Annotated in this window: 20 protein-coding genes; 10 read left to right on the forward strand and 10 right to left on the reverse strand. The window is 55.5% G+C overall.

Translation table 11 applies throughout. The annotated features are described in order from the left end of the window. Positions 1 to 92 precede the first annotated feature (92 nt). From ACTQ52_RS01065 to ACTQ52_RS01105, 9 genes are all read left to right on the forward strand, one after another. Positions 93 to 515: a sigma-70 family RNA polymerase sigma factor gene (locus tag ACTQ52_RS01065; RefSeq protein ID WP_002586616.1), complete on the forward strand. Its 423-nt coding sequence runs from the start codon at positions 93 to 95 to the stop codon at positions 513 to 515. After that, on the forward strand, positions 508 to 720 hold the full coding sequence (locus tag ACTQ52_RS01070; RefSeq protein ID WP_002586615.1) for a helix-turn-helix domain-containing protein: 213 nt from the start codon (positions 508 to 510) through the stop codon (positions 718 to 720). The genes ACTQ52_RS01065 and ACTQ52_RS01070 overlap by 8 nt, the downstream gene beginning before the upstream one ends. Before the next feature lie 521 nt (positions 721 to 1,241). Continuing rightward, complete coding sequence (locus ACTQ52_RS01075; RefSeq protein WP_002584975.1) at positions 1,242 to 1,640, forward strand: plasmid mobilization protein; 399 nt, start codon at positions 1,242 to 1,244, stop codon at positions 1,638 to 1,640. Next, the gene (locus ACTQ52_RS01080; RefSeq protein WP_002584974.1) at positions 1,612 to 3,237 is read left to right on the forward strand and encodes a relaxase/mobilization nuclease domain-containing protein; all 1,626 of its coding nucleotides are present in this window, start codon (positions 1,612 to 1,614) and stop codon (positions 3,235 to 3,237) included. Before ACTQ52_RS01075 ends, ACTQ52_RS01080 begins: the two co-directional genes overlap by 29 nt. Beyond that, positions 3,227 to 3,613: a cysteine-rich VLP domain-containing protein gene (locus ACTQ52_RS01085; protein WP_004452819.1), complete on the forward strand. Its 387-nt coding sequence runs from the start codon at positions 3,227 to 3,229 to the stop codon at positions 3,611 to 3,613. The genes ACTQ52_RS01080 and ACTQ52_RS01085 overlap by 11 nt, the downstream gene beginning before the upstream one ends. Before the next feature lie 112 nt (positions 3,614 to 3,725). Further along, the gene (locus tag ACTQ52_RS01090; RefSeq protein WP_074754406.1) at positions 3,726 to 4,478 is read left to right on the forward strand and encodes a phage replisome organizer N-terminal domain-containing protein; all 753 of its coding nucleotides are present in this window, start codon (positions 3,726 to 3,728) and stop codon (positions 4,476 to 4,478) included. Next, positions 4,475 to 5,317, forward strand: coding sequence for an ATP-binding protein (locus tag ACTQ52_RS01095; RefSeq protein ID WP_074754404.1), 843 nt, complete (start codon positions 4,475 to 4,477; stop codon positions 5,315 to 5,317). Before ACTQ52_RS01090 ends, ACTQ52_RS01095 begins: the two co-directional genes overlap by 4 nt. Before the next feature lie 14 nt (positions 5,318 to 5,331). Continuing rightward, complete coding sequence (locus ACTQ52_RS01100) at positions 5,332 to 5,520, forward strand: transposon-encoded TnpW family protein (RefSeq protein ID WP_020995296.1); 189 nt, start codon at positions 5,332 to 5,334, stop codon at positions 5,518 to 5,520. A 111-nt stretch (positions 5,521 to 5,631) separates the two neighbouring features. After that, positions 5,632 to 7,251 (forward strand): recombinase family protein, encoded by a 1,620-nt coding sequence (locus tag ACTQ52_RS01105; RefSeq protein ID WP_441981527.1) that lies wholly within the window; start codon positions 5,632 to 5,634, stop codon positions 7,249 to 7,251. Positions 7,252 to 7,323: 72 nt separating this feature from the next. Here the strand turns inward: ACTQ52_RS01105 and ACTQ52_RS01110 are convergent, their stop codons facing one another. The 4 genes from ACTQ52_RS01110 to rho all read right to left on the reverse strand — a co-directional run bounded on the left by ACTQ52_RS01110 (position 7,324) and on the right by rho (position 12,388). Next, the gene (locus ACTQ52_RS01110) at positions 7,324 to 7,845 is read right to left on the reverse strand and encodes a hypothetical protein (protein WP_441981528.1); all 522 of its coding nucleotides are present in this window, start codon (positions 7,843 to 7,845) and stop codon (positions 7,324 to 7,326) included. Positions 7,846 to 7,883: 38 nt separating this feature from the next. Next, positions 7,884 to 8,915, reverse strand: coding sequence for an ATP-binding protein (locus ACTQ52_RS01115; RefSeq protein WP_441226728.1), 1,032 nt, complete (start codon positions 8,913 to 8,915; stop codon positions 7,884 to 7,886). A 433-nt stretch (positions 8,916 to 9,348) separates the two neighbouring features. Next, entirely contained in the window at positions 9,349 to 9,519 is a 171-nt protein-coding gene (locus tag ACTQ52_RS01120) for a hypothetical protein (protein ID WP_441981529.1), read from the reverse strand. Positions 9,520 to 10,171: 652 nt separating this feature from the next. Then, positions 10,172 to 12,388: a transcription termination factor Rho gene (gene rho, locus ACTQ52_RS01125; protein ID WP_441981530.1), complete on the reverse strand. Its 2,217-nt coding sequence runs from the start codon at positions 12,386 to 12,388 to the stop codon at positions 10,172 to 10,174. 394 nt (positions 12,389 to 12,782) lie between these two features. Between rho and ACTQ52_RS01130 the strand changes: the two genes are divergently transcribed. After that, entirely contained in the window at positions 12,783 to 13,445 is a 663-nt protein-coding gene (locus ACTQ52_RS01130; RefSeq protein WP_410043129.1) for a hypothetical protein, read from the forward strand. Positions 13,446 to 13,586: 141 nt separating this feature from the next. Here the strand turns inward: ACTQ52_RS01130 and malQ are convergent, their stop codons facing one another. The 6 genes from malQ to ACTQ52_RS01160 all read right to left on the reverse strand — a co-directional run bounded on the left by malQ (position 13,587) and on the right by ACTQ52_RS01160 (position 25,086). Further along, on the reverse strand, positions 13,587 to 15,335 hold the full coding sequence (gene malQ / locus ACTQ52_RS01135) for a 4-alpha-glucanotransferase (RefSeq protein WP_410043130.1): 1,749 nt from the start codon (positions 15,333 to 15,335) through the stop codon (positions 13,587 to 13,589). A 79-nt stretch (positions 15,336 to 15,414) separates the two neighbouring features. Further along, positions 15,415 to 17,985 (reverse strand): 1,4-alpha-glucan branching protein GlgB, encoded by a 2,571-nt coding sequence (glgB, locus tag ACTQ52_RS01140; RefSeq protein ID WP_441981531.1) that lies wholly within the window; start codon positions 17,983 to 17,985, stop codon positions 15,415 to 15,417. Between the two features lie 17 nt (positions 17,986 to 18,002). Next, positions 18,003 to 20,105, reverse strand: a complete 2,103-nt coding sequence (locus tag ACTQ52_RS01145) for an alpha-amylase (protein ID WP_441981532.1) — start codon at positions 20,103 to 20,105, stop codon at positions 18,003 to 18,005. Between the two features lie 138 nt (positions 20,106 to 20,243). Continuing rightward, complete coding sequence (locus ACTQ52_RS01150; RefSeq protein ID WP_410043133.1) at positions 20,244 to 21,002, reverse strand: exodeoxyribonuclease III; 759 nt, start codon at positions 21,000 to 21,002, stop codon at positions 20,244 to 20,246. Positions 21,003 to 21,184: 182 nt separating this feature from the next. After that, positions 21,185 to 22,072 (reverse strand): DUF3881 family protein, encoded by an 888-nt coding sequence (locus ACTQ52_RS01155; protein ID WP_441226733.1) that lies wholly within the window; start codon positions 22,070 to 22,072, stop codon positions 21,185 to 21,187. A 17-nt stretch (positions 22,073 to 22,089) separates the two neighbouring features. After that, complete coding sequence (locus ACTQ52_RS01160; protein WP_441981533.1) at positions 22,090 to 25,086, reverse strand: response regulator; 2,997 nt, start codon at positions 25,084 to 25,086, stop codon at positions 22,090 to 22,092. Positions 25,087 to 25,164: the final 78 nt, after the last annotated feature.

The raw sequence follows: 25,164 nt of genomic DNA on the forward strand, positions 1-25,164 counted from the left end.
GACAGCCCCGCCCGCCTTTGCTGGTAGGCAATCAAGGGGCGACAGCAAGAAGTGCCACCGCCCCGCACTATTATTCAGAAAGGGGAATTTCCATGACCGACCAGATAGCCTATCAAGAATATATCCAGCGCAGGTACAACGCCTTTTGCAAGACTGTTATCCGCTGTGCCGCCTTGGACAAGATTTTGAAGCTTAAACGGCAATGGGAACGGCAAGTTTCCCTTGACTATCTGATGAACGAGAAGTTTGTCCAGTTTGCCGCGTCGGAGCCGGACGAGGAATACCCATTTACCGTCTGCGGTCAGACCGTCCTGCTCTGCAACGCCGCCCTTGCCGACGCGATCTCTGTTTTGCCGGAGCAGACGCGGGAAGAAATCCTGCGCTATTACTTTCTGCGCCAGCCGCAGCGCGTGATCGGCGCGTGTATTGGCCGGTCACGCAGCACAGCGGGGCGGCATATCCAGCTTGCCTTGCAGCGGCTACGCGAAGAAATGGGGGTGAGCCGGTATGAGTAGACTTCTCCCCTATGAAACAATCCTCAAAGCCCGTGAGGGCGACCCAGAAGCCGTGAACGCTGTCCTGCTCCACTACGCCGGATATATCCGCTATTTCTCAAAAGTGAACGGGCAGGTCAACGCCGAGGTGGAGGACTATGTAAAGCAGCGGTTAATTGACTGTCAATTCAAGTTCCGGCTTGACGAACCACCGGACAAGTCATAAAAACTGAATACCAGCCGCCACCGACGCGGCCAGCGAAAGCAGTAAGTCTTGAAAAAGATTTACTGCTTTTTTTGTTGTCCGGCTCCGCTCCCGGCCATTTTGCCCCCTGCCGGTTGTAGTAGTAAGCGAGGAGGGAATTTTTCTGCCCTGGTGTTTGGCATTTGGAGCATTTACCCGTAGTAGAGGGCAAAGAGAAAGGATTTCTCCAACACCGGGTAGAAACCACTGCGTCCGGTGTCATTTTAGCGAAAGCGGGCAGGAATGCCCTTTACAGGATTAGTAGTAGCAGAAAAAGAGAAACAAACTTTTGTGGTTGCAGTTTTCCAAAAAAGTGGCGGACGGAAGTGAGAGAAAGTTTGCAGTCACGGAGAGCAAGTTTCTACCACGGTGCCAAAATCCGCAATTCTGCGGTTTTGCCCCTCGCGGGAAACTTGTTGGGGAGTGCCTTCCCCAAACCCTGCTATGCGGCTTGCGCCGCTTATCCCCGCCGCGCTCATGCGGCAAGAAAGGAGGTCACGACCATGCGAAAAAAATACAACACACCCCACCGCAGCCGCGTTGTGAAAACCCGGCTGACCGAAGATGAATACGCCGACTTCACAGCGCGGCTTGCGCCCTATGGTATCAGCCAGTCGGAATTTCTCCGGCAGGCGATCCGGCGTACCACCATACGCCCCGTACTCCATGTGTCGTCGGTCAATGACGAACTGCTCTCCGCTGTCGGGAAGCTCGCAGCCGAGTACGGCAGGATCGGCGGCAACCTCAACCAGATTGCCCGGTATCTGAACGAGTACGGCGCGCCCTATCATGCGTTGTCCGGCGAGGTACGCGCCGCCATAGCCGACCTTGCCGCCCTCAAGTATGAAGTCTTAAAGAAAGTAGGTGACGCGGTTGGCAACACTCAAACATATCAACTCTAAAAACGCCGACTACGGAGCCGCCGAACAATACCTGCTCTTTGAGCATGACGAATTTACCATGAAGCCCGTCCTTGATGAAACCGGCAGGCTTATCCCCCGCGAGGACTACCGGCTGTCTACGCTGAACTGCGGCGGGGAGGATTTTGCCGTTGCGTGTATGCGGGCCAATCTCCGCTATGAGAAAAACCAGCGGCGGGAAGATGTGAAAAGCCACCACTACATCATCAGCTTTGACCCGCGGGACGGGCCGGACAACGGCCTGACCGTAGACCGGGCGCAGGCGTTGGGGGAGCAATTCTGTAAAGAACATTTCCCCGGCCACCAAGCCCTTGTCTGCACCCACCCGGACGGGCATAACCACAGCGGCAACATTCATGTGCATATCGTCATAAACAGCCTGCGGATTGAGGAAGTGCCGTTCCTGCCCTACATGGACAGGCCAGCCGACACGAAAGCCGGCTGCAAGCACCGATGTACCGACGCTGCCCTGCGCTACTTCAAATCCGAAGTCATGGAGATGTGCCACCGGGAGGGGCTTTACCAAATCGACCTCTTGAACGGCAGCAAGAACCGCATCACCGACCGGGAGTATTGGGCGCAGAAAAAGGGACAAGCCGCGCTGGACAAGCAGAACGCCCCCATGATTGCCGATGGTATCACGCCCCGGCAGACCAAGTTTGAAACGAACAAGGAAAAGCTGCGGCAGACCATACGGAAAGCCCTTGCCACCGCCGCCAGCTTTGACGAGTTTTCCTCTCTGCTGCTGCGGGAGGGTGTGACCGTCAAGGAGAGCCGGGGGCGGCTGTCCTATCTCACGCCGGACAGGACAAAGCCCATCACCGCCCGGAAGCTGGGCGACGATTTTGACCGCACCGCCGTCCTTGCCGTTTTGGAGCAGAATGCCGCCAGAGCCATAGAAAAGGCCGCAGCCATACCTGAATACCCCTGGCAGGAGAAACGCGGCATACAGCCCGCAAAAGCCCCTCAAACCGCCCCCAAACAGGACGGAGTGCAGCGGCTTGTGGACATTGAGCAGAAAATGGCCGAGGGCAAAGGCCGGGGCTATGAACGCTGGGCGAAGATACACAATCTGAAGCAGGCCGCCAAAACGCTGTCCGTCTACCAGCAGTACGGCTTTACTTCCCCGGAGCAGTTAGAAGCCGCCGTTGATACCGCCTATGCGGAAATGCGCCAGACCAGCGGCGAACTGAAAGCACTGGAAACCAAGCTGCAAGGGAAAAAGGAGTTGCAGCGGCAGGTGTTGGCCTACGCCCAGACCAAGCCCGCCCGCGACGGGTTGAAAGCGCAGAAATCCGAGAAAGCCCGCGCCGCATACCGGCAGGCCCATGAGAGCGATTTTATCATAGCCGACGCAGCCGCCCGGTATTTCAAGGCGCATGGCATTACCAAGCTGCCCGCCCGGAAAGCGTTGCAGGCCGAGATCGAGCAGCTTATCTCCGAGAAAGACGGCCTGTATAACACCTATCACGAACAGAAGCAGCGGTTCAAGGAGTTGCAGACCGTCAAGCGGAATATCAACCAGATTTTGCGCCGGGACGAGCCGCACCGCAGAAAGGAGCAGAGCCATGAGCGATAACCTGCCCCGCATGGACTACCGCCAGCACCGGCGGGCGCGGCGGCTGGTACATGAGTGCTGTAACTACGACGAGGGGAACTGCCTGCTGTTAGACGACGGGGAGCCTTGCGTGTGCGTCCAGAGCATTTCCCTTTCCCTCATGTGCCGCTGGTTCCGTGTGGCTGTCCTGCCCCTTGACGGGGAGCTGTCCGCAGCCCTCTTATACCGGGGGAGCCGGAAACGGTGTGCCGTCTGCGGAGCGGCCTTTGTCCCCAAATCCAACCGGGGGAAATACTGCCCCGACTGCGCCGGGCGCATGAAGAAAATCCGCGCCGCCGAGAGAAAGCGGAAACAAAGGCAGAGATGTCACGCTTTAGAGCCTTTCAAACCCGCATAAATCAAGGCTTTTTTCGTGGGTGTCAAAGGGTACGCGATACATTTATCCTTTTCCCCCGGAAACGGCGTTCTAAATGCGTACAAACACCCCAAATCCACCCAAAGGAGGAACCATGTCAGACAACCGAAAATACTACTACCTCAAGCTGAAAGAGAATTACTTTGACGAGGACGCCATTGTGCTGCTGGAAAGTATGCAGGACGGTATCCTCTATTCCAACATCCTCTTGAAACTGTACCTGAAATCGCTGAAAAACGGCGGGAAGTTGCAGCTTGATGAAAATATCCCCTACACCGCGCAGATGATTGCCACCATTACCCGTCAGCAAGTCGGCACCGTAGAACGGGCCTTGCAGATTTTTATGAAGCTGGGGCTTGTGGAGCCGTTACAGAACGGCGCACTGTATATGAGCAACATTGAACTACTGATCGGCCAATCCTCTACCGAGGGGGAGCGAAAACGGCGGGCAAGGCTGGCTTTGCAGGAGCAGAAAGCCTTGCCAAAGGCCGGGGCGGACAAATGTCCACCATATCAAGCGGACATTTGTCCACCAGAGATAGAGATAGAGAAAGAGATAGAAAAAGAGAGAGAGCGAGAGTTAGATACGGGACAACCCGCCCGCGCCGCCTATGGCCGGTATGAAAATGTTTTTCTTTCGCAATCGGAACTGGACGGGCTGAAAGCAGACCTGCCCGGCAAATGGGACTATTACATTGACCGGCTATCCTGCCATATCGCGTCCAGCGGCAAGCGATACAAGAGCCATGCCGCCACCATCTACAAATGGGCGCAGGAGGACGCAACTAAGAAAGCCCCGAAAAAGGGCATACCAGACTACTCATGCAAGGAGGGCGAGAGTTTATGAAGAACGAAATCAACGCTGTTTTGGAGAATATGACGGCCACCACCCCGGAGCCGGAGGACTACACCGGCGAGGACGGTTTGCTGTACTGCGGCAAGTGCCGCAAGCCGAAAGAAGCCTATTTTGCGCCGGATAAGGCCGCTATCTTCGGGCGCGACCGCCACCCGGCAGAGTGCGACTGCCAGAAAACCGCCCGCGAGGAACGGGAAGCCGCCGAAAAGCGGCGCAGGCACCTTGACACCGTGGAAGAACTGAAACGCCGGGGCTTTACCGACCCCGCCATGCGGGACTGGACTTTCGAGAATGACAACGGCAGGAACCCGCAGGCCGGGCTTGCCCGCCGGTATGTGGAGCATTGGGAGGATATGCGGACAGACAATATCGGCTGCCTGTTCTGGGGCGGCGTAGGAACCGGGAAAAGCTACCTTGCGGGCTGTATCGCAAACGCCCTCATGGAGAAAGAAATCCCCGTCCACATGACGAACTTTGCCCTGATCCTCAATGACCTTGCCGCCAGCTTTGAGGGGCGCAACGAGTACATTTCCCGCCTTTGCCGCTATCCGCTGCTGATCCTTGACGACTTTGGCATGGAACGCGGCACCGACTACGGGCTGGAACAGGTTTTCAATGTGATTGACAGCCGTTACCGCAGCGGCAAGCCGCTGATCGTCACGACCAACCTCACGCTGGACGACCTGCGAAACCCGGAGGACACCGCCCATTCCCGGATTTATGACCGGCTGCTTTCCATGTGCGTCCCGGTACGCTTTACCGGCGACAACTTCCGGCAGGAAACCGCCAAGCGGAAAATGGAGAGCATGAAGAAACTGATTACCGACTGAAAGGAGTATTGCCTATGGCAGATAACAAGCAGCACGACACCCGCACCGCCCGCCGCCCCGACTGCGTGACGGAAATCCGCATGGGCAATTCCGTCCTTGTCGTGTCCGGCTATTTCAAGAAAGATACCACGACCACCGCCGCCGACAAAATGGCGCGGGTACTGGAAGCGGAAGCCGCTGCTACGCAAAAACCGGCAATTTGACCGACTGTAAAGAAGCAAATTTAACGCTTTTGCCGCTGTACAGCCCCCGCTGTTCCGTGGTACAATGAAACCACGGAATAGTGGGGCTGGCTGTCGGAAACGGAGGATTTTATGTTAAGACAAGCCACCCAAAACCTCATTACCGCCCTTTATCCGAGATTGTCCCATGAGGACGAATTGCAAGGCGAGAGCAATTCCATTTCCAACCAGAAACGGATTTTGGAAGCCTACGCCAAGCAGAACGGCTTTACCAATCTGCGCTGGTACACCGACGACGGCTACTCAGGTGCGAACTTCCAGCGGCCCGGATTTCAAGCCATGCTTGCAGACATTGAAGCCGGGAAAGTCGGCACCGTCATAGTCAAGGACATGAGCAGGCTGGGGCGTAATTACTTGCAGGTGGGATTTTACACGGAAATGCTGTTCCCTCAAAAGGGCGTGCGTTTTATCGCTGTCAATGACAACGTGGACAGCGCAAACGGCGGCATGGACAATGATTTTACCCCTCTGCGGAACTTATTTAACGAATGGCTGGTGAGAGATACGAGCAAGAAAATCAAGGCAGTAAAGAAAGCAAAAGGCATGAGCGGCAAGCCTGTAACCAGCAAGCCAGTCTATGGCTATCTCATGGACAAGGACGAGAACTATATCGTTGACGAGGAAGCCGCCCCGGTTGTCCGGCAGATTTACCAGCTTTGCCTTGCGGGAAATGGCCCGACCAAGATTGCCCGTATGCTGACGGAGCAGCAAATCCCCACGCCGGGGACGCTGGAATACCGCAGGACGGGCAGCACCCGACGCTACCACCCCGGCTATGAGTGCAAGTGGGCGACAAACACCGTCGTCCATCTGCTGGAAAACCGGGAGTACACTGGCTGTCTGGTAAACTTCAAGACGGAGAAGCCCTCTTACAAGGTCAAGCACAGCGTTGAGAACCCCATCGAGAAGCAGGCTATCTTCCCAAATCACCATGAGCCGATTATCGACACGGAAACATGGGAGCGTGTGCAGGAGTTACGCAAGCAGCGAAAACGCCCGAACCGCTATGATGAAGTGGGGCTGTTCTCTGGTATGCTGTTCTGCGCCGACTGCGGCCATGTGCTGTATCAGCAGCGGTATCAGAACAAGAACCGCAAGCAGGACTGTTATATCTGCGGCAGCTACAAGAAGCGTGCCCGTGACTGTACGGCACACTTTATCCGCACCGACCTTTTGACGGCGGGCGTGCTTTCCAATCTCCGGCAAGTGACGGAATACGCCGCCAGGCATGAGAGCCGCTTTGTAAAGCTGCTCATCCAGCAGAACGAAATCGGCGGCAAGAGAAAGACCGCCGCAGCCACGAAGCAGCTTGAACAGGCCCAGACACGCATTGCCGAAGTGAACCGCATTATCAAGCGGCTGTATGAGGACAATGTAAGCGGCAAAATCAGCGACGAGCGTTTCATGGAGCTGTCGGCGGACTATGAGCAGGAGCAGCGGGAACTGAAAGACCGGGCTGCCGCTTTGCAGGAGGAACTTTCCAAGTCGCAGGCCGCCACCGTCAACGCCGAGAAATTCATGGGGATTGTGAGAAAGCACCTTGCTTTTGAAGAATTGACCCCCACCCTCTTGCGGGAAATGATTGAGAAAATCGTCGTGCATGAGTGCAGCTATGACGAGAACGGCACCCGCAGGCAGGACATTGAGATTTATTACAGCTTTGTCGGCAAGATAGACTTGCCGGAAGCCTAACGCCTGACCTATCCGACACAGCCCTAAGTGCCGGATAGGAACGGCAAAATTTTTTACACTTCTATTACTTCTTTATCGCACATTAGCAAACTCTTCCGGATTCAAATATACCGCTGCCGCCGTATCGCCACCAAGAAAATCTATCTTTTCATACTGTTTTAACAGAAATACGCTATTATCATCTGGCCAGTCGCTGGTGCCGATGTATCCTGCAACTTCTCTCAGATAGTCAAATACCTGTTTTGCTCTGTCATGATCCAGAACAGATTTTCTGACTTCCAGTTCATCAACGATATAATCTTGCTCATACCCATTCAAAAAGCATATATGCCAATATTCCACCCTTCCGTCACGAAAAGAATTGATGGCTGTGATGTTCGAAAGAAATTTTCCCTTGTACCTCACTTGGTAGCTCTTCGGGTTTAAACTCTTCGACTCCTTCAAAACTGTAACTTTCCATTTGGAGTAATGGTAAGTTTTTCCATTTTTGAATGTAATGTCCCATTTTTTAGCACATCCATCGAAATGGCAGCAGACAACATCCGAAGAGATCGGCTTTCCATTTGCAATAATCATTTTTGTTCTTGCATCCATAAAACTCCCTAAGTCAGTCATGGTGGTGACTCCGATGCTTAATCCATATCTCGCAGAAATTCTTCAAATTGCGGCAGCGCAAACGCTAAATAGCCATACACATCTCCGTTCAGAATACCTTTTTTGATCAGTCGGTTACGGTAAATACTGAATGCACTGGAAGACATCTGAAGCGTTTCCCGAATGGTACTCACCTTATGATTTTCGGAATGAAGCACACCAAACAGGACCTCCCGGTCCTTTGCGGAAATCTCAGACCAGATCTTATTATAGACAAATTCTTCAAGATACTGACGATATTCCGGAAGGACGGTCCGCCATGATGCTTTTGCATTCCAGGTAAGATACCCAAGTACCTGAAATGCAAAGGCGTATCCCCTGGTTTCTTTCGCCATATTCCGAGCATCTTCGTCGGTAAGGTTAAAAATAGCCTGGTAACGTGTCGCAATCATGCTGATATTCAGTGGCTGCAGTTCGATTTTGGGTGCTCTGTATAAAAATGTCAGTGTGTCTTCATTCTGAAGCTCATAGATTTTTTCATATAACCCACTCATCAGTAAAAATACTGGAAGATCCTGACGCATATAAATCTGAAATACAGATACAAACTCTTTCATCGTTTTATTGCAGATCGCTTCATCAATCGTAACAAGAACCTTTTTACCATGGTCCTTTGTATGTTGAAGCATCCGCTTTATGGCGATGTTCATGTCCTTGATCGGGTCTGTACCATCGATTTCCACGCCAATACCAAGGAAGGGCAGATTTAATTTTGCACGTTTGAAGATTTCTGTCATACCAGTATAGTTATATAATTCTGCAGCGAAGGACTGCAGAAGATCCCTTTCTGGTGTGAGGTCAATCGTGATCCAGTCCTCTTTCGATGCAAAATACTTCCCGATTTCTGTCAAAAACACTGTTTTTCCAGAACCGCGGACACCCGTAACCATACAAACCTGATTGGATGGCGGATTACTTTCGAAGCTGTTCACTACGTAATCCTTTTGCTCGAGGCGATCAATTCTGTTTATAGGTTCTCTTCCGAATGTCAATGTAAAAGGATTATTCATTCCGTCCTCCTATTATATAACTTTATATAACTCTTTATAAGCTTTTTAATATTATATAACTCTTTATAACTTTTTTCCAATACTACAAACGAAAATACGTAACAGTTCAGCCTGGGTGATTTTGTAACCTGGATCATTTTCAAAAGATGTCCATACCGGGTGCCTCTTCTCGTTTGCCTGCCCACCCCAGTATACAGCCTTTATCTACTTACATATTGGCTCCGCCCGTGCAGGCAAACAAAAAATCGGCGCCTGTTTTCGTCCGAGCGAGTGATGCTGTATCAAAGCAGCGAAAAATGAGAAGGATGTCAACGGTAAGAGGAGACCGAGGATCATAATGCTGTATCAAAACATCCCAATATGAAAATGATGCCAACGGTAAAAGTGTATCCGAAGGTCTTGATGCTGCCACCCGGTATTTAGCAAATTCGCTTTATTCGGATCGTATGCCATTAGGCTTTGTCACATTTTTATCTCCTGACGAACCTGTGACATTAAGTCCAGTCACGCTCGCCCTGAGCCGTCTGCGTAAAAACCCGGTTTTTGACGCAAAACCGCCCTTTTCGGAAGCAGTGACTTTATCTCCACCCAGATTTTTCTTCATAAATCGCCTCTTTGTCCCTCTATGAAGCCAAATACTTAATGTCACAGCTTCGAATATTTCCCTGTCTGTGAAATAATCTAATGGCACAGATCCCCGAAATCCATGATTTGTAAAAGTCACTTAATGGCACGACTCTTGAAAACGCCCCGTTTGTAACAAATCCCAGAAAATATAATGGCATCGCTCTATGAAATCCTATCTTTGCGAAAAACATCTAATGCCGCTCAGACTGAAAACCGCTTGTTCGTAACAAAGATTATAAAACCTAATGGCGCAAGAGTGCTATCAACAGTTTTTGTGAAAACTTCGGAAATCGTCATGATTAGTGATACACGTAGCTGTCTAAAAATTGGGGCAACTAAAATCTCTTGTGTTCTTGACAAGGGGTACAATTCACATGCTACCTTCCTAAAACTCCGATCCCCAGATTTTCATCAGATTTCCCCACAGTCAGGATGCATGGGCGTCGATTTTTGTTTGTTTGCATGGGGCGGGTCCGATAAGTAAATAGATACAGAACGTCGAATGGGGTGGGCAAACAAACAAGAAGAGACGCCCGGTCTGGACGTCCCTTAAAAACACAACTGGATTAAGAAATAAACCCGGCTGAACTGTTATAAAAATACTTCTGAAATCGGCGCCTGCCTGCGTATCAGCGGTTAATTTTAATCGCGAGGCGGCTGTTCGGGTTGCTGCCTGGTTTTACGCCGGTCTTCTGTGTGCTGCTGTTTGAATTTCCATTTGTTTTCATTCCAGGATTTGAGTTCATCCCCGGCTTCGGCCCTGTACTCAGATCCGTATTTCCACGGAAGCCACTGCCTGTCCGCGAGTTCATGCTCGAAATCGGTTTTCCGTTTACGACGAACTGGCAGACCTCTTCGTTACTGGAGGTGCGCTCGAAGAGCTGGATCACCTCCTCCGCGGAGCTGGCCTTTTCATCCGACACGCGCTTATGAATGATGTCGACCGCTCTCTGCTCGAGCTCTGAGAGGAGCAGGTCGTCACGACGGGTTCCGGATTTCACGATGTCGATGGCCGGGAAGATCCGGCGCTCCTGAAGCTCACGGTTCAGGACGAGCTCCATGTTGCCGGTGCCCTTGAACTCCTCGTAGATAACATCATCCATGCGGGAGCCGGTTTCGACGAGTGCGGTGGACAGGATCGTCAGGGATCCGCCTTCACGCATATTACGGGCCGCACCAAAAAAGCGCTTCGGCATGTGGAGCGCTGCCGGATCGAGACCGCCCGAAAGCGTACGTCCGGACGCCGGTACCACGAGATTATAGGCACGCGCGAGACGGGTGATGGAATCGAGCAGGATGGTGACATCCTCGCCCTGCTCCACGAGACGCTTTGCACGCTCGATGGTCATCTCGGCCACCCGCTTGTGGTGCTCCGGGACCTCGTCGAAGGTCGAGTAGATGACGGTGACGAGGCCGCCCTCGACCTCTTCCTTCATATCGGTGACCTCCTCCGGCCGCTCATCGATGAGGAGGATCAGCAGATGCATCTTCGGCTCGTTCTTCACGATGGCCTTCGCCACCTGCTTCAGCAGCGTCGTCTTACCAGCCTTCGGCGGCGATACGATCATACCACGCTGTCCCTTTCCGATCGGCGCCAGCAGGTCGAGGATACGAAGCGAGGTCGAGGTTCTCTCCCCCGGCACCTCGAGGCGGATACGCTGATTCGGGAAGATCGGGGTCAGCGACTCGAAGCTCCGCCGACGGAACATCTCGGAAAGTGGCTTGCCATTGACCGTCTCGATGTAGGAAAGCGCCGCATAGCGCTCGTTCGGATTCTTCGCCCTCGACAGACCATGGATGACATCGCCGGTCTTCAGGCGGTAACGCTTGATGATCGCCGGATTCACATAGACATCACTGTCACCCGGCATGAAGTTATCCGAGCGCGTAAAGCCGAAGCCGTCCGGCATGACCTCGAGGATGCCGCCGCACGGATTACCGCTCGGTGCCTTCTGGGTCTCGTTGTCGAGCTCGTCCGTCTTCTCAACGACTTCCGTCCGCGCGGTCTCACCATCATGGGCTGTCGACATGGCATCCGACGCTGCAGCATCGCTGTCACGCTCCATCCGCTCGCCCTGCCCCGCGGCCGCTCCACTGCTGCGGCCGGCGTATGCTTTCGCGCGCCGTGCCCGGATACGTTCCGCCTGCTCGGCCAGACTTCCCGGCTCTGCTGCTCTGCCCTTCGTGTCGTCGGCCAATGTCTCCGCCGAAGCTCGGGTGGCTTCCTTCGCCGGTGCTTCGGATACTACCGCACGATCCTGTGCAGGCTCCGCCACAGCGACTGCGCCCGTTTCTTCTGCAACCACCACCGCCCCGGAGTTCTCCGGTACGGCAGCCGCTTCCGTCGTCTGCACCTCTGTGCTCTTCGACAGCGTCATCTCCACTGCTTCTGGCGTCGCAGCCTCACCGGTGTCCCCGCTCTGAGACTGTCGACCTCGTGTCGTGCGCTTCTGCTCATGCGCTTCTACTCCCGCTGTCTTCGGCTTTCGTCCGCGGGTCGTGCGCTTCGGTGTGCTTTCTTCACCGCTTTCCAGCATCTCCCTGCCTTCCTCCGTCTTTCTGGCGCGGGTCGTGCGCTTCGGTTTACGTTCTTCGGCCACCGGAGCTGTCTCTGCAACTTCCTCTGTCTTCGGCTTCCGCGCACGAGTCGTGCGCTTCGGCTTACTTTCTTCGGTCACCGGAACCACCTCTGCACTTTTCTCTTCCTTCACCTTGCGTGCTCGGGTAGTACGCTTCGGCTTACTCTCTTCTACCACTGCCGCCGCATCCACTGTCTCTGCAGTTTTCGGCTTCCGTCCTCTCGGCTTGCGCTCGACCGCTGTCTTCTTCTCTTCTTCTGCTGCCATACTGCCTCCATATGGTTTCTCTGAAACCATGCTATGTTTACGGAAACGCTCCGCTGTTTACTTTTTCTGCCAGCCGAAAGCTGTTTCAGCTGTGTCGGTCCTCTGTCGGATGCATACTGGAATACATGTCGAACGAAGGCCAAAACACCGCAGCTATGACTCAGCTTCCGTGCATACCTGTACTGTTTCGTTAAGGGAATGTATAAAACGCTATCTTAAAATCTGGAATTCATGGATACGGGAAAGACCGCTCCGGAAATCATCGATTTGAAATCATGTTCGTCAAACGAAGAAATTAGGAAAATCGTAAAATAAGTATAACAACCGTGCCCTTGTAACGCAAGTTTCATTTTGTTATACTAGCGGCACAATCCCTATTAAAAAGAAGGTTATTATGGCGAAAAATTATAGATCCACCCCGGGGCCGTCGCTTCGCTACGACGCCCGTGGACAGCTCGTAAAAAGTAAACCGAAGTCGCGCGTTCTGCACTTCATCCTCTGCTACCTGCTTCCGTACCTGATCATCAACGGCCTGATTCTCCTCTTCGTGATCCAGCAGCCGACGATCGAGACGACCGAACCGGATACGAAGGATTACCAGACGGCTTCGATCGAAATCAAGGTCGATTCCCTGGTGCCGCTGAAGTCGCTGACCGCGACCATGGACGGCGCAGAGCTTCCGCTCGAGAAGTCCGGTTCGATCTGGACCGCCGATGTTACGAAGAACGGAACCCTGACCCTGAACGCGAAGTCCATCAACGGCATGTCGAAGACGACCTATGTACAGATCAATCTCCTCGACGACGTCGGTCCGACCGTCGATGAAGAGTCCGTCAATCTCGGTGCCGGCTACCTCGAGTTCACCGTCTCCGACACCCAGTCCGGTGTGAACTGGGATTCGATCTACGGTGTTGACTCGCTCGGCAATAACGTAAAACCGACCGACATCAATAAGCAGACCGGTCGCGTCACCTTCTCCATGGCCGGCGACGCCATCACCGTCTATATCCGCGACCTCGCCGACAACGAAAGCTCCGCGAACTTCTCCGTGAATTAAACTTCATCAAAAAAGCTGGTCGGATCGACCAGCTTTTTCTGTATGTATTCTTTCAGAGCCCCCGGAAGATGGGATTTTAGAGTCTTCCGAGCTCAGAGTACTGTGCTTCTACCGGCAACCCTCCGGGGCCCTGTATAGATGTCACTTCTCTGGCTTCTCTGGCTTCGCCGGCGCTTCATAGAAGCGACCATAGGTGCGCTGGATCCCACAGATCACCTGCTTTTCATGCTCAGTGAACGCGTCCTCTGTCATACGCCACTGCCAGTTGTGACCGGCGGTACCCGGCTGGTTGATGCGCGCCTCTCCGCCAAGGCCGAGGTAGTCACCCACCGGCACGATCACGGTATCCGCGATGGACGCCATCGCACGCTTGATCAGCAGCTCCGGCATCGCATTCCAGTCGTTGCCAGAACGACTCATGTACTGGTACATATAGTCCCGCTGCCAGTCCGGGATGGTCTCGAACCAGTGGCGAAGGGTGTCATTATCATGCGTCCCTGTGTAGCAGACACAGTTCGGCGTGGTGAAGTTGTGTGGCAGATAAGCATTGCCCGCACCCGAATCCCAGGCGAACTGCAGCACCTTCATACCCGGGAAGCCGGTCGCGGCCATCAGCTTCCGAACCTCGTCGGTGATGACACCGAGGTCCTCCGCGATGATCGGCAGGTCCTTCGTACCGAAGTGCTGGTACATCGCGCGGAACAGTCCCATGCCCGGGCCCTTCACCCACGCGCCGTTTTCCGCCGTGTCATCACCGAACGGCACCGCATAGTAGGCCTCGAAGCCCCGGAAATGATCGACGCGGAGACAGTCGTACATCGAGAGGCAGTACTCCATGCGCGCACACCACCAGGCGTACTTCGTCTTCTTATGCGCGGCCCAGTCATAGAGCGGGTTGCCCCAGAGCTGACCGCTCGCAGAGAAGGCATCTGGTGGAACTCCCGCTACCTTCGAAGGATGGCCGTCCTTCGTGTACTGGAAGAGCTCGCGATGCGCCCAGACATCTGAAGAATCCGGTGCACAGTAGATCGGGATATCCCCGAGGATCTCGATGCCCCTCGCCGCCGCGTAGGCGCGAAGCGCCGCCCACTGCTTATTAAACTCATACTGCACGAAGGCGTAGAACGCGACCTCGTCCGCGTGCTCTGCGCGGAACGCAGCCACCGCCTTCGGATCGCAGTCGCGCAGCTCCTCCGGCCAGACATCCCAGCTCGCGCCGGAAAGCGAATCCTTGATGGCCATGAAGACGCAATACTCGACCGTCTCCGGACGAAGCTCTGCGAAAAGCGCCTCGACATCACCGCCCTGCTCCTTGAAATGCGTGAAGGCAAGCTTCAGTGCCTTGTTCTTACTGCTGTAGAGCTTTCCATAGTTGACGCGTTCAATGCTGTCGACCGGCACGCCTGCCTCCTGCCGTACATTCGCCGGCTGCTTCAGCCAGCGACGGAGGTCGCGGAACGCCACATCACGATCATGCGCGAACCAGATGGCCGGCGCGTTCTTCGCATCCGATACATCTGCGCCTTCTTCGGTTTTATCTGCCGCCGGCTGCTTCTGTGCCCTCGCTGCGTCCTCGGCGCGCGCAAGCGCCGCATAGTCGACCGCATCACCGAAGTCAAACGCCTCCGGATCTGCGAGCTCCTCTCTGCTCAGCAGTCCCTCCTCGACCAGCAGGTCGAGGTCCACGAAATACGGATTCCCCGCGAAGGCGGAAAATGCCTGGTACGGTGAATCACCGAAGCCCGTCGGGCCCATCGGCAGGATCTGCCAGATCTTATTTCCGGTCTCACATAATAAATCGATAAAACGATATGCTTCCTCGCCAAGTGTTCCGATGCCGTACTTTCCCGGCAGTGAGAACACCGGCATCAAAATGCCTGCTTTTTTCACTCTCAAACCCCTTCTTATATCAAAGGATGTCACAAGTCCCGCCCCTTCCTGCGGATCGTGCAGTTTTTTTGATCACGGATCAGCCCTTGCGACGCTTCGTCAGCTTCTGGTCGAGTGCAGCCTTCTGCACGCTCTTTCGCTGTACCGCGGCCTTCGTGCCCGTCGACTTCGCGGCCGGCTTCTTCGAATCCGCCTTCGCCGCCTCGACAGCCTGTGCTGCGGCGGCCTTCGCCTCCGTCATCTGCTTCGGCACCGTCGTCCTTTTCCGGGTCGTCTTCTTCGGACTTACGAGCGCTGCCTTCTCTTCCGATCCAGCCTTCTTCGTCACCGTCTTTTTCGCAGCGGTCTTCTTTGCAGCTGCCTTCTTCGCTTCCGTCGCCTTCGGTGCCGGCTCCGCGCATGGTGTCAGCTGGTAGATGGTGGTCGACATCGCCGGGATCTCGAGATCGACGGCGTAGTCCCGCTCATCCCAGTCAGCCTTCACAGCCTTATGTGCCGTGCGCTTCACTGCGCCGCTTCCGCCGTACTTCTTATCATCACTGGAGATGAGCGGCTTCGCGGAGCACATGAACGGAACACCGACACGGAACTTCGGATGCGCGACGTTATCAAAGTTCGATACCACGAGGATCGTCTCCTCCGGCTTGTCGGTCTTTCGAACGAACATCACCATGGACTCCTCCTGGTAGGAGCAGTTAATCCACTCGAAGCCGTCCGTGACGTAATCCTGCTGCCAGAGCGCCGGATGTGTCCGGTAGACAGCATTGAGATCCCGTACGAAGTCCTGGACGCCCTCGTGTACCGGGTACTCGAGGAGATTCCACTCGAGCTCCTGGTTCTCGGACCACTCGTCATACTGCGCGAAGTCCTGGCCCATGAAGAGAAGCTTCTTGCCCGGATGCGTCCAGAAGTAGCCATACGCGGCACGAAGATTCTGCGCCTTCTCCTCGAAGGTCTCGCCCGGCATCTTCCCGAGCATCGAGCCCTTGCCATGCACGACCTCGTCATGCGAGAGCACGAGCATGAAGTCCTCGGAGTAGTTATAGATCATCGAGAAGGTGAGCTGGTTATAGCTGCCCTTCCGGAAGAACGGATCCGTGCCCATGTAGCTGAGGAAGTCGTTCATGAAGCCCATGTTCCACTTGAGGTCGAAGCCGAGGCCGTCCTGCTCGACGTCACCGGTGATGTTCGGCCATGCTGTGGACTCCTCTGCGATGAGCAGGGTGCCCGGGAAGCGCTTGTGGAACTGGGAGTTCAGATGCTTCAGGAACTCCACCGCATCGAGGTTCTCGTTGCCGCCGTAGATGTTCCGTGGTGCGTCCTCGCCCTGACGTCCATAGTCGAGGTAGAGCATGGAGGCCACGGCATCCATGCGGATACCATCGGCATGATAGCGGTCTGCCCAGAACATCGCACTGCCGATCAGGAAGTTCGACACCTCGTTCTTCCGGTAGTTGAAGGTCAGGGTGCCCCAGTGCGGGTGGCTCGCGAGACGTGGATCCGGATTCTCATAGAGCCCCGATCCATCAAACTGTGCGAGCCCCCAGCTGTCGCGCGGGAAGTGCGCCGGTACCCAGTCGAGGATGACGCCGATGCCAGCCTCATGCATGTAATTCATGAAGTACATGAAGTCCTCCGGGGTGCCGTAACGGCTTGTCGGAGCGTAGTAGCCGGTCACCTGATAGCCCCAGCTCGCATCGAGCGGATGCTCCATCACCGGCATGAGCTCAACATGCGTATAGCCCTCCTGCTTCACATAATCCGCCACCTTCACCGCGAGCTCACGGTAGTTGTAGAACTCCGAGCCGAGCTGTGTGGTGCCGTCCTCATTGACCGCCTGCTGCTTCCGTGCGAAGGAGCCGAGGTGCAGCTCATAGACCGACATCGCTTCCTCCTTGACGCCGGCGACACCGCGCTCCGCCTTCTGCTGCTGCCACGCCGCATCCGTCCACGCAAACTGTCCGATGTCTTCCACGATGGAGGCATTGCCCGGACGAAGCTCGAAGCCGAAGGCATATGGGTCGATCTTCAGGAACGGCTCCTGGTGGTGACACTTGATCTCATACTTATAGAGGCTGCCCGGGGTGAGGTGCGGGATGAACAGCTCGAATACGCCGGAATCGCCCAGGCGCTGCATCATATGGCGGCGGCCATCCCAGAGGTTGAAGTCGCCGACGACAGAAACACGCTCTGCGTTCGGAGCCCATACGGAGAACGCGACACCATCGACGCCGTTGATCCGGATCGGATGCGCGCCCATCTTCTCATAGATGCCATACCAGATGCCGCCCTGATACTTCTTGATATCACGGTCGGTATAGGTCGACGGGAAGGCATACGGATCCTCGGTGTCCTCCGTCGTGTCGTTGTCATAGGTGATGTGGTAGGTATAGGCCGGAAGTGCCTCGTTCCAGGCCTCCTCCACCGGCAGGAGGGTCGCGAAGAAGCCGGCCTCATCGACGAGCTCCATCGGATAGCGCTGTCCGCCGAGCACGAGCTCGATCGATTTTGCGGTCGGTACGAAGCTCTGTACCAGCAGCCCCTCCGGGATGATGTGCGCACCGAGGATCTTCTTCGGATTCGCGGTTTCCGCGTAGGTGACGTCCTCCACCTCCGCCCAGTTCATGATCTCTTCTAATCTCTCATTCATGCTTTATCTCCTTCATCTCATACATCAGATGGATGTTTCTTCACTTCGGAAGGCGACCTCTTCTCGGTCGCCGTGTGCCCGGATGCCACGCCTGCCGCTGCCGTCTCCGTCTGCGTTTCCTGGGCTAATGCTGTCGCCCGCTGATTCAGATGGCGTTTATGTACTTTCTTTTTCGGCTGAAAGTCCGGATCCTTCACCGCCTTCAGTACGACGATGGAGCGCGGCTCTACGGTATACCGCTCCTCGAGAAGAATCCTCTCCTCCGGATAGATGCCGTTCGTTTCCTCCATGGCGGTATCGATCACCGCGGCCCACTTCATGCCGAGCGGCGGATGCGCCAGCAGGAAGCTGTGCTTTTCCCAGTGCATGTTGTAGAGCACGAGGAAGGTATCATCGCCGGCATAGGCACCGGCATACATGACACCGAGCTGTCGGCGGAAGTTCTCGCTGTCCGGCCGCCAGGCGTTCTCGCCATGGAAGCTGATGTCCGGGATACCGACGGAGCGGTAGTCCATCTGTCGAAGCGCTGTGCCCTGATGGAACACCGGGTGCTGCTTACGGAACTGAATCGCATAACGCGCGAAATCGTAGAGCTCCCGATTCCGATCGATGAGCCGCCAGTCGAGCCAGTTCGTCGGATTATCCTGACAGTACGGGTTATTGTTCCCGAGGCGGGACTGACCGAACTCGTCACCCGCGTGGATCAGCGGGGTGCCCTGGCTCAGCATCAGCAGCAGCCACGCGTTCCGCCACATCTTCTTCCGGAGAAGCTTGATGGACTTCTTTCGGGTCGGACCCTCCTCGCCGCAGTTCCAGCTGTAGTTCTGGTCGGTACCGTCGCGGTTATCCTCATGATTCTCTTCGTTGTGCTTGCGATCATAGGAGAGGACATCCATCAGACTCATGCCCGAGACATTGGCCATATACTGGATGCTCGCCCGGTTCGACGGGTTCTCGCGCACGCGCTGCATGAGCGTCGGCAGCATGCTCTCGTCGCCCTTCAGGATGCGGCGCATGTCGTTCTGGAAACCGTCGTTATAATCGGCGAGGTAACGCCCCGGTGCGGCTACCTGCGCAGCGCCATGGGTCGGCATCTCCGGAATCTGGCCCTGCCAGCTGTCGGCCCAGATCTTGAAGCGACTCAGCCACGGATCACGGGCGATGACACTATACGGCGCAGCACCGATCAGGTGGATGCCGTCGACGTGATAGTGGATGCGCCAGTAGCGCATGACGTTCACGATGTGATCCGGGATGGTTTCACTGGTAAAGTACAGGTCGACCACGAGCTCCATGCCGTGCGCGTGCAGGGTATGCACGAGCTTTCGGAACTCGTTCCGCGGATTTTTGTGGTCGGAGGTGAAGCTCGATTTCGGTGCGAGCTGCAGGGCATCCTTCGTGAAGCCCCAGTAGTTGATGCGGCCCGTCGGGCGGAGCTCGACCTCGTATGGGTTATCATGTCCGTAGTCCGGGAGCATGACCTCGTTAAATTCGTACGGTGGCATCAGCTCGAGCGTCGTGACGCCGAGCGCCTCGAGGTACGGAATCTTCTCGAGGATGCCCTGGAAGCTGCCCCGGAGCTCATGATCGAGGCCGGAACTGTGGTGCTCGGTGAAGCCGCGCACATGGAGGCGGTAGATGATGCTGTCCTCGTACGGCAGATCGAGCGCCCGATCCTGTCGCCAGGCCTCACTCGATTCCGGAATCGCCGTCGCCTCACCGATCGGCGTCTTCAGGATACGGGTACCATCCTTCAGATTTCCGAAGCTCTTCCGTCCCTCAAACACCGTGCCGTTCGGATCGGTGAAGATGCGGCCATCCGCCTCGTAGCAGTAGCTGAGCTCCGTGAGCGGGAGGGCCAATGCAGGCTGCCTCTTCTCGTGCACCCTCGCCTGCGCATCCGCTGCGCCCGCAGCTTCCCTGCAAGCGTTCCCCTCGCCACTTCGTGATTCGGATGTGACCGGCAGTTCCAGATGCCAGACATCTCCGATCCGATCCGCCGGATCGAAGGCGATCTGACGGACACGTCTGTTTTTATGATATAGATTCAGAAACAGCTGCTCTGTACGAACCGCTGCCTCGAAGATGTAATGGTCATTTTCCTTCTTTAAGCCTAGCATGATGTCCCTTCTTCGTTGTCGTTGTCTTTCTCTATCTTCGTGTCGCCAAGCATTTCCCCCTACATGGCATGTGCTGCTGCGATGTATCCGAACCTTCGTATACACTGATTATAGCATTCAGGCATCCGGATGTTCATCTCAGATCTCGATGTCCAGCTCGATCGGACAGTGGTCGGAGCCGAAGATCTCCTGGTGGATCGACGCGCCCTTGACCCGGTCGCGGAGCTGCTCGGAGACGATGAAATAGTCGATACGCCAGCCGACATTCCGCTCACGCGCCTTCATACGATAGGACCACCAGCTGTACTCATCGGTGGCATCCGGATACAGCAGACGGAAGGTATCGATGAAGCCGGAATCGAGCAGCCGCGACATCTTCGCACGCTCCTCATCCGAGAAGCCGGCGTTCTTATGATTCGTCGCCGGGTTCTTCAGGTCGATCTCCTCGTGGGCGACATTCAGATCGCCGCAGTAGATCACCGGCTTTTTCTTATTCAGTTCACCGATGTACTGCCGCCAGGCATCCTCCCACGTCATACGGTACGGAAGACGCTTCAGCTCATTCTGGGAGTTCGGCACATAGACGGTCAGGACATAGTAATCCGGAAATTCCGCGGTGATCACACGCCCCTCATGATCATGCTCCTCGATCCCCATGCCATAGGTCACGGACAGCGGCTCCTCCTTCGTAAAAAGCGCCGTACCGGAATAGCCCTTCTTCTTCGCATAGTTCCAGTACATGTGATAGCCCGGAAGGTCCAGCTCCAGCTGCCCCTCCTGCAGCTTCGTCTCCTGCAGACAGAAGATATCCGCATCCAGGCTTTCAAACACCTCCATGAAGTTCTTCCCCATGACCGCCCGAAGCCCGTTCACATTCCACGAAATCATTTTCTTCATATAGTAAATTCCTCTGTTTATCTCTCTAAAATTCTGAACAGCTCTATTCTAGCATGGTTTAGTGGTATTTTCTTTTATAATTCAGCAATAAAAAGAAATAAAACAAGAGGCCCCAGTGGACCGGCACCAGAAGCTCGGAGTATTGTGCTTCTGATGCCGGTCCACTGGGCCTCTGTCAAATTCTATTCGGTCTGCTCGACGATCTCGAGCGAGCCCTGCATCCAGATCTTTCCCTTGAAGCGCCGGCCGACCGCCGGCACACCCGTGAGATCCGATTCGTTGATGGCGACATGGAAGATACACTCGTTGCAGCTGACCTTCATGTCCACCACATTTTCGTGGGTGTAGACATTTTCCTTCACCCGGAGAGAGACGATCTCGCCGAGGATCTGGTACATATCGCACTCGACACCGGTCGGCATGAAGGTGGTCTCCACGAGACTGTAGAGATCCTCCGTCTGATAGCGCTGCTGCACCTCGTGCATGAGGTTGAGATCGGTCTCTGTCAGCGTATCGATCGCCTCCGGGTCGCCCTGGCGGGCCGCCTCGAAGAGTCGCTTCCGCTCATTCTGACGATGCTTCACGATCTCCGGATCCTCCGGACGCTTCTCGACCGGAAGCAGGATCTTGCCGCTCTCCGCGAGACCGGTCAGAAAGGCCTGACGCGCGCGCAGCGGCATCTGCATACGGCGAAGCTCGGTGAGCTGCACCGAATTCGTGATGTAAAAGATCAGCGGGATGCCTGAACGGAAATCCTCGAGCACGCCGGCATAGGTCTCCTTCTCGAGATGCCGCTCGACGGCCCCCTCCTCCGTCAGTGTCCCATCGTAGGAACGCATGTACGGAAAGTAGTATCCCCGGTGAAACACGCCATCCGGCGTGCGCTGACCGACCAGCGTGATGCCCATGGACGGTGCCACCGGAAGCTGATACTCCTCGGTCACGACACCCTCGCCGGCATTGATCGTCAACACCCGGTACTTTTCATTCTCAGCCCGCACGAGCAGTGGCTCGAGCTGCAGCTCTGTATTCAGTTTTGAAAATCCGACGGATCTCAAAAATTTATGCATGGATGTATCTACCCTCTTTATAAAAATGACGCGATCGTTTTCATCATTTTCTCAACATCGATCGGTTTCGTCAAGTACCCATTCATACCAGCCTCGGTCGCCAGCATCCGATCCTCCTCGAAGGCGTTCGCCGTCATCGCGAGAATCGGGATCATACGGCAGTATGCGCTGTCCATCGCGCGGATCTGGCGCGTCGCTTCATACCCGTTCATGACCGGCATCTGGACATCCATCAGGATGAGATCATACTGTCCCGGTGCAGCGTCCGCCATCTTCCCGACGGCGATGGCACCATCCTCCGCGACCTCGACGAGGAAGCCGGCCTCCTTCAGGATTTCGGTGGCGATCTCCTGGTTGAGCTCGTTATCCTCGACGAGAAGGATCTTCCTTCCACGGAAATCAGCCTCTTTCTGCTCAGCTGTGATCCGCTCCCCGCTGGAGTGACACGTCGACGAGGTCAGCGTCTGTCCGGAAGCGGACGTTTCCGACGTCGGTTCAGAAGCAGCGGTATCCGAAGCGGACGTCCTCTCCGCCGACACACAGCAGCGGAAGCAGAGGCCGACATCGAAGGTACTGCCCTGTCCTTCGGCGCTGCTGAGTTCGATGGTGCCACCCATCATGTCGACCATCCTCTTCGTGATGGCGAGGCCGAGTCCGGTGCCCTGGATGCCGCTGACCGTCGCGGTCTCCTCACGTGAGAAGTTCTCGAAAAGATGCTGCTGGAAGCGCTCGCTGATGCCGATACCGGTATCCCGCACGATGAAGTGATAGCAGGCACGGCCCTCCAGCCCGCTCTTTTCCTGACGCAGAAGGAAGCGGACGCTGCCGTTCATGCGGTTATATTTCACCGCGTTGCTGAGCAGATTGAGAAGGATCTGCGTGAGACGCAACGGATCGGCCAGTACATCCTCGTTCTCGACATCCTGCAGCTCCATCCGGAAATCGATCTGCTTCTCCTCGAGCGACGGTCGGATCATCGTACTGAGATCCTCCATGAGGGTCGGCAGATGGAGCGGCTTCTCCTGCAGTGTCACCTTGCCGCTCTCGATGCGGCTCATATCGAGAACATCATTGATGAGGGAGAGCAGATGCTCACTCGACATCCCGATCTTCCCGAGGTAATCCCGCAGCTTCTCTGGATGCTCGAGCTGTGCGGATGCAAGCCTGGTGAAGCCGATGATGGCATTCATCGGGGTACGAATATCGTGCGACATGCTATTCAGGAAGGTGGTTTTCGCCGCATTGGCACTCTCAGCCTCGGTGAGCGCCTGCTTCAGCTCCTGCTCGCTCTCCTGCAGCTTCGTATTCAGCCGCTCCGCACGGGCCGCGGCGAGGCGCGCATTCCGAAGGAAGCCGAGAATCACCGTAAGGATCAGAAGGAAGAGAGACAGACAGGATATCGTCACCGGCAGGAGATTATCCTTCACGAAATCGAGCAGTGTAACCTTTTTCACCACATCCTCATACATCGAGACCGCGCCGATCAGCTTCGCAGTCTGCATGGTCTTCAGTGTCTTGTTAAGGATCGAGTTCAGTACGCGGTTTCCACGATCCACAGCGAAGGAGACATCCTCCGCCTGGGTGAGGTAGACACTATGGAGCGCCTTATCATTGACATACTGCATAGCCTCAGCGGAGCGGATGAGCATACCATCGACATCTCCTCGCTTGACCGCCTGCTCCGCTTCCTTATAGCCGTCATATTTCGCGATCGTCCAGAACGGATAATTGTTCGAAATATACCACTTGGCCTGCGCATCGCTCTTTACGATCGCGATGGTATTCGTCATACTTTCATTAAAGGCATCCTGCGCGGTCACGACGGCGAGCGGGATGGACAGTACGGTGTTCGACAGTGACACGCCACTCCGCTCGGCGTAGTATGGATTCTGGCTGACATGAAAGACCATATCGATCTTCCCGTTCTGCACCGCCGAAAGCGCGGCCTGCAGCGTATCGAAGCCGACGATCTCGAAATGGATGGTCTCGTTGAGACAGTCCGTCGCGTACAGGATGTAGTCATTGAGCACGCCCGTCACCTGCCCGGTCTTCGGATCCTCCACGCTGAAGCCCGGATCGTTTCGCAGATAGCCGATGCGGATGCTGCCATGCTGCGAAAGCCAGTCCTTCTCTTCCGCGGTCAGCGGCGAGAGCTGCTGTGTCGCGATGTAGCGCTTGTAGAGCTCGTTCGCATAGAAAGGCTTATCCCTCTCCATCGCGCGCATCGCTGCGTCCAGCTTTTCCTTCAGATCCGGGCGGCTCTTCGAGATACCGAAGTAAATATCCGAGCTGCCCGTGTCGATGATGGCCGTCAGCCCCGCATCCGCCCAGATAGAGGTCTCCGTCGACACCACGCCGTCCAGCTGCCCCGCTTCAAACAGCGCCTTCGCTTCGTCAATGCTGTCGACCGGCACGTGGATGGTCGTGATGTCATGCTTCTTTTCCCACGCACAGAACTGCGTGTACTGAACGGTTTTCTCCATCACCGCGATGCGCTTTCCCTCGAGACTCGAAAGCTTCGTCGGAGAAATGTCGGAATGCTCCAGATCCACGTACAGATAGTAGCGCTCCTTCCCCATCGGCTGCTCAGAGAAAAGCATATGCTCTGCACGCTCGTCGGTATAGGAAATGGCACTCATGATCTCGATCTGCCCGCTCTCAAGCTTCTCAAACAGCGTCGTCCAGTCATCCTTCACATAGATGTAATCCCAGCCGGTGTAGGATGCCACCGCCTGCTCGTACTCGTAGCCGTAGCCACTGCGACCGCCATCCGGATTCGTGATGTGGTAGGAATCCTCGTACCAGGCTGCACGGACATTGACATACATATCAGAGGCACTCGCTGACGTTTCCAGCGCCGACGCCTCCTCTGCCGAAGAAGCTGCCGCCGACGGCCCATCCAGCGACGCAGATCCTGTGACCACATCCTCCGACTGCACCTGCGCTGCACTCCCCTCCGTCGCAGCGAACGCGCTCAGCGTAAACAGCAGCGCAAAAAAGAAAAAGTATGCCACAGTTCTCCCCATAAAGAAGAACTCCCTGTCGGCATACTTTCTGAAAAACGTATCCAGATACGAAAAGAGCCCACTCCC

This window comes from Oribacterium sp. Sow4_G1_1 (assembly GCF_052116105.1).
Classification (GTDB): domain Bacteria; phylum Bacillota; class Clostridia; order Lachnospirales; family Lachnospiraceae; genus Oribacterium.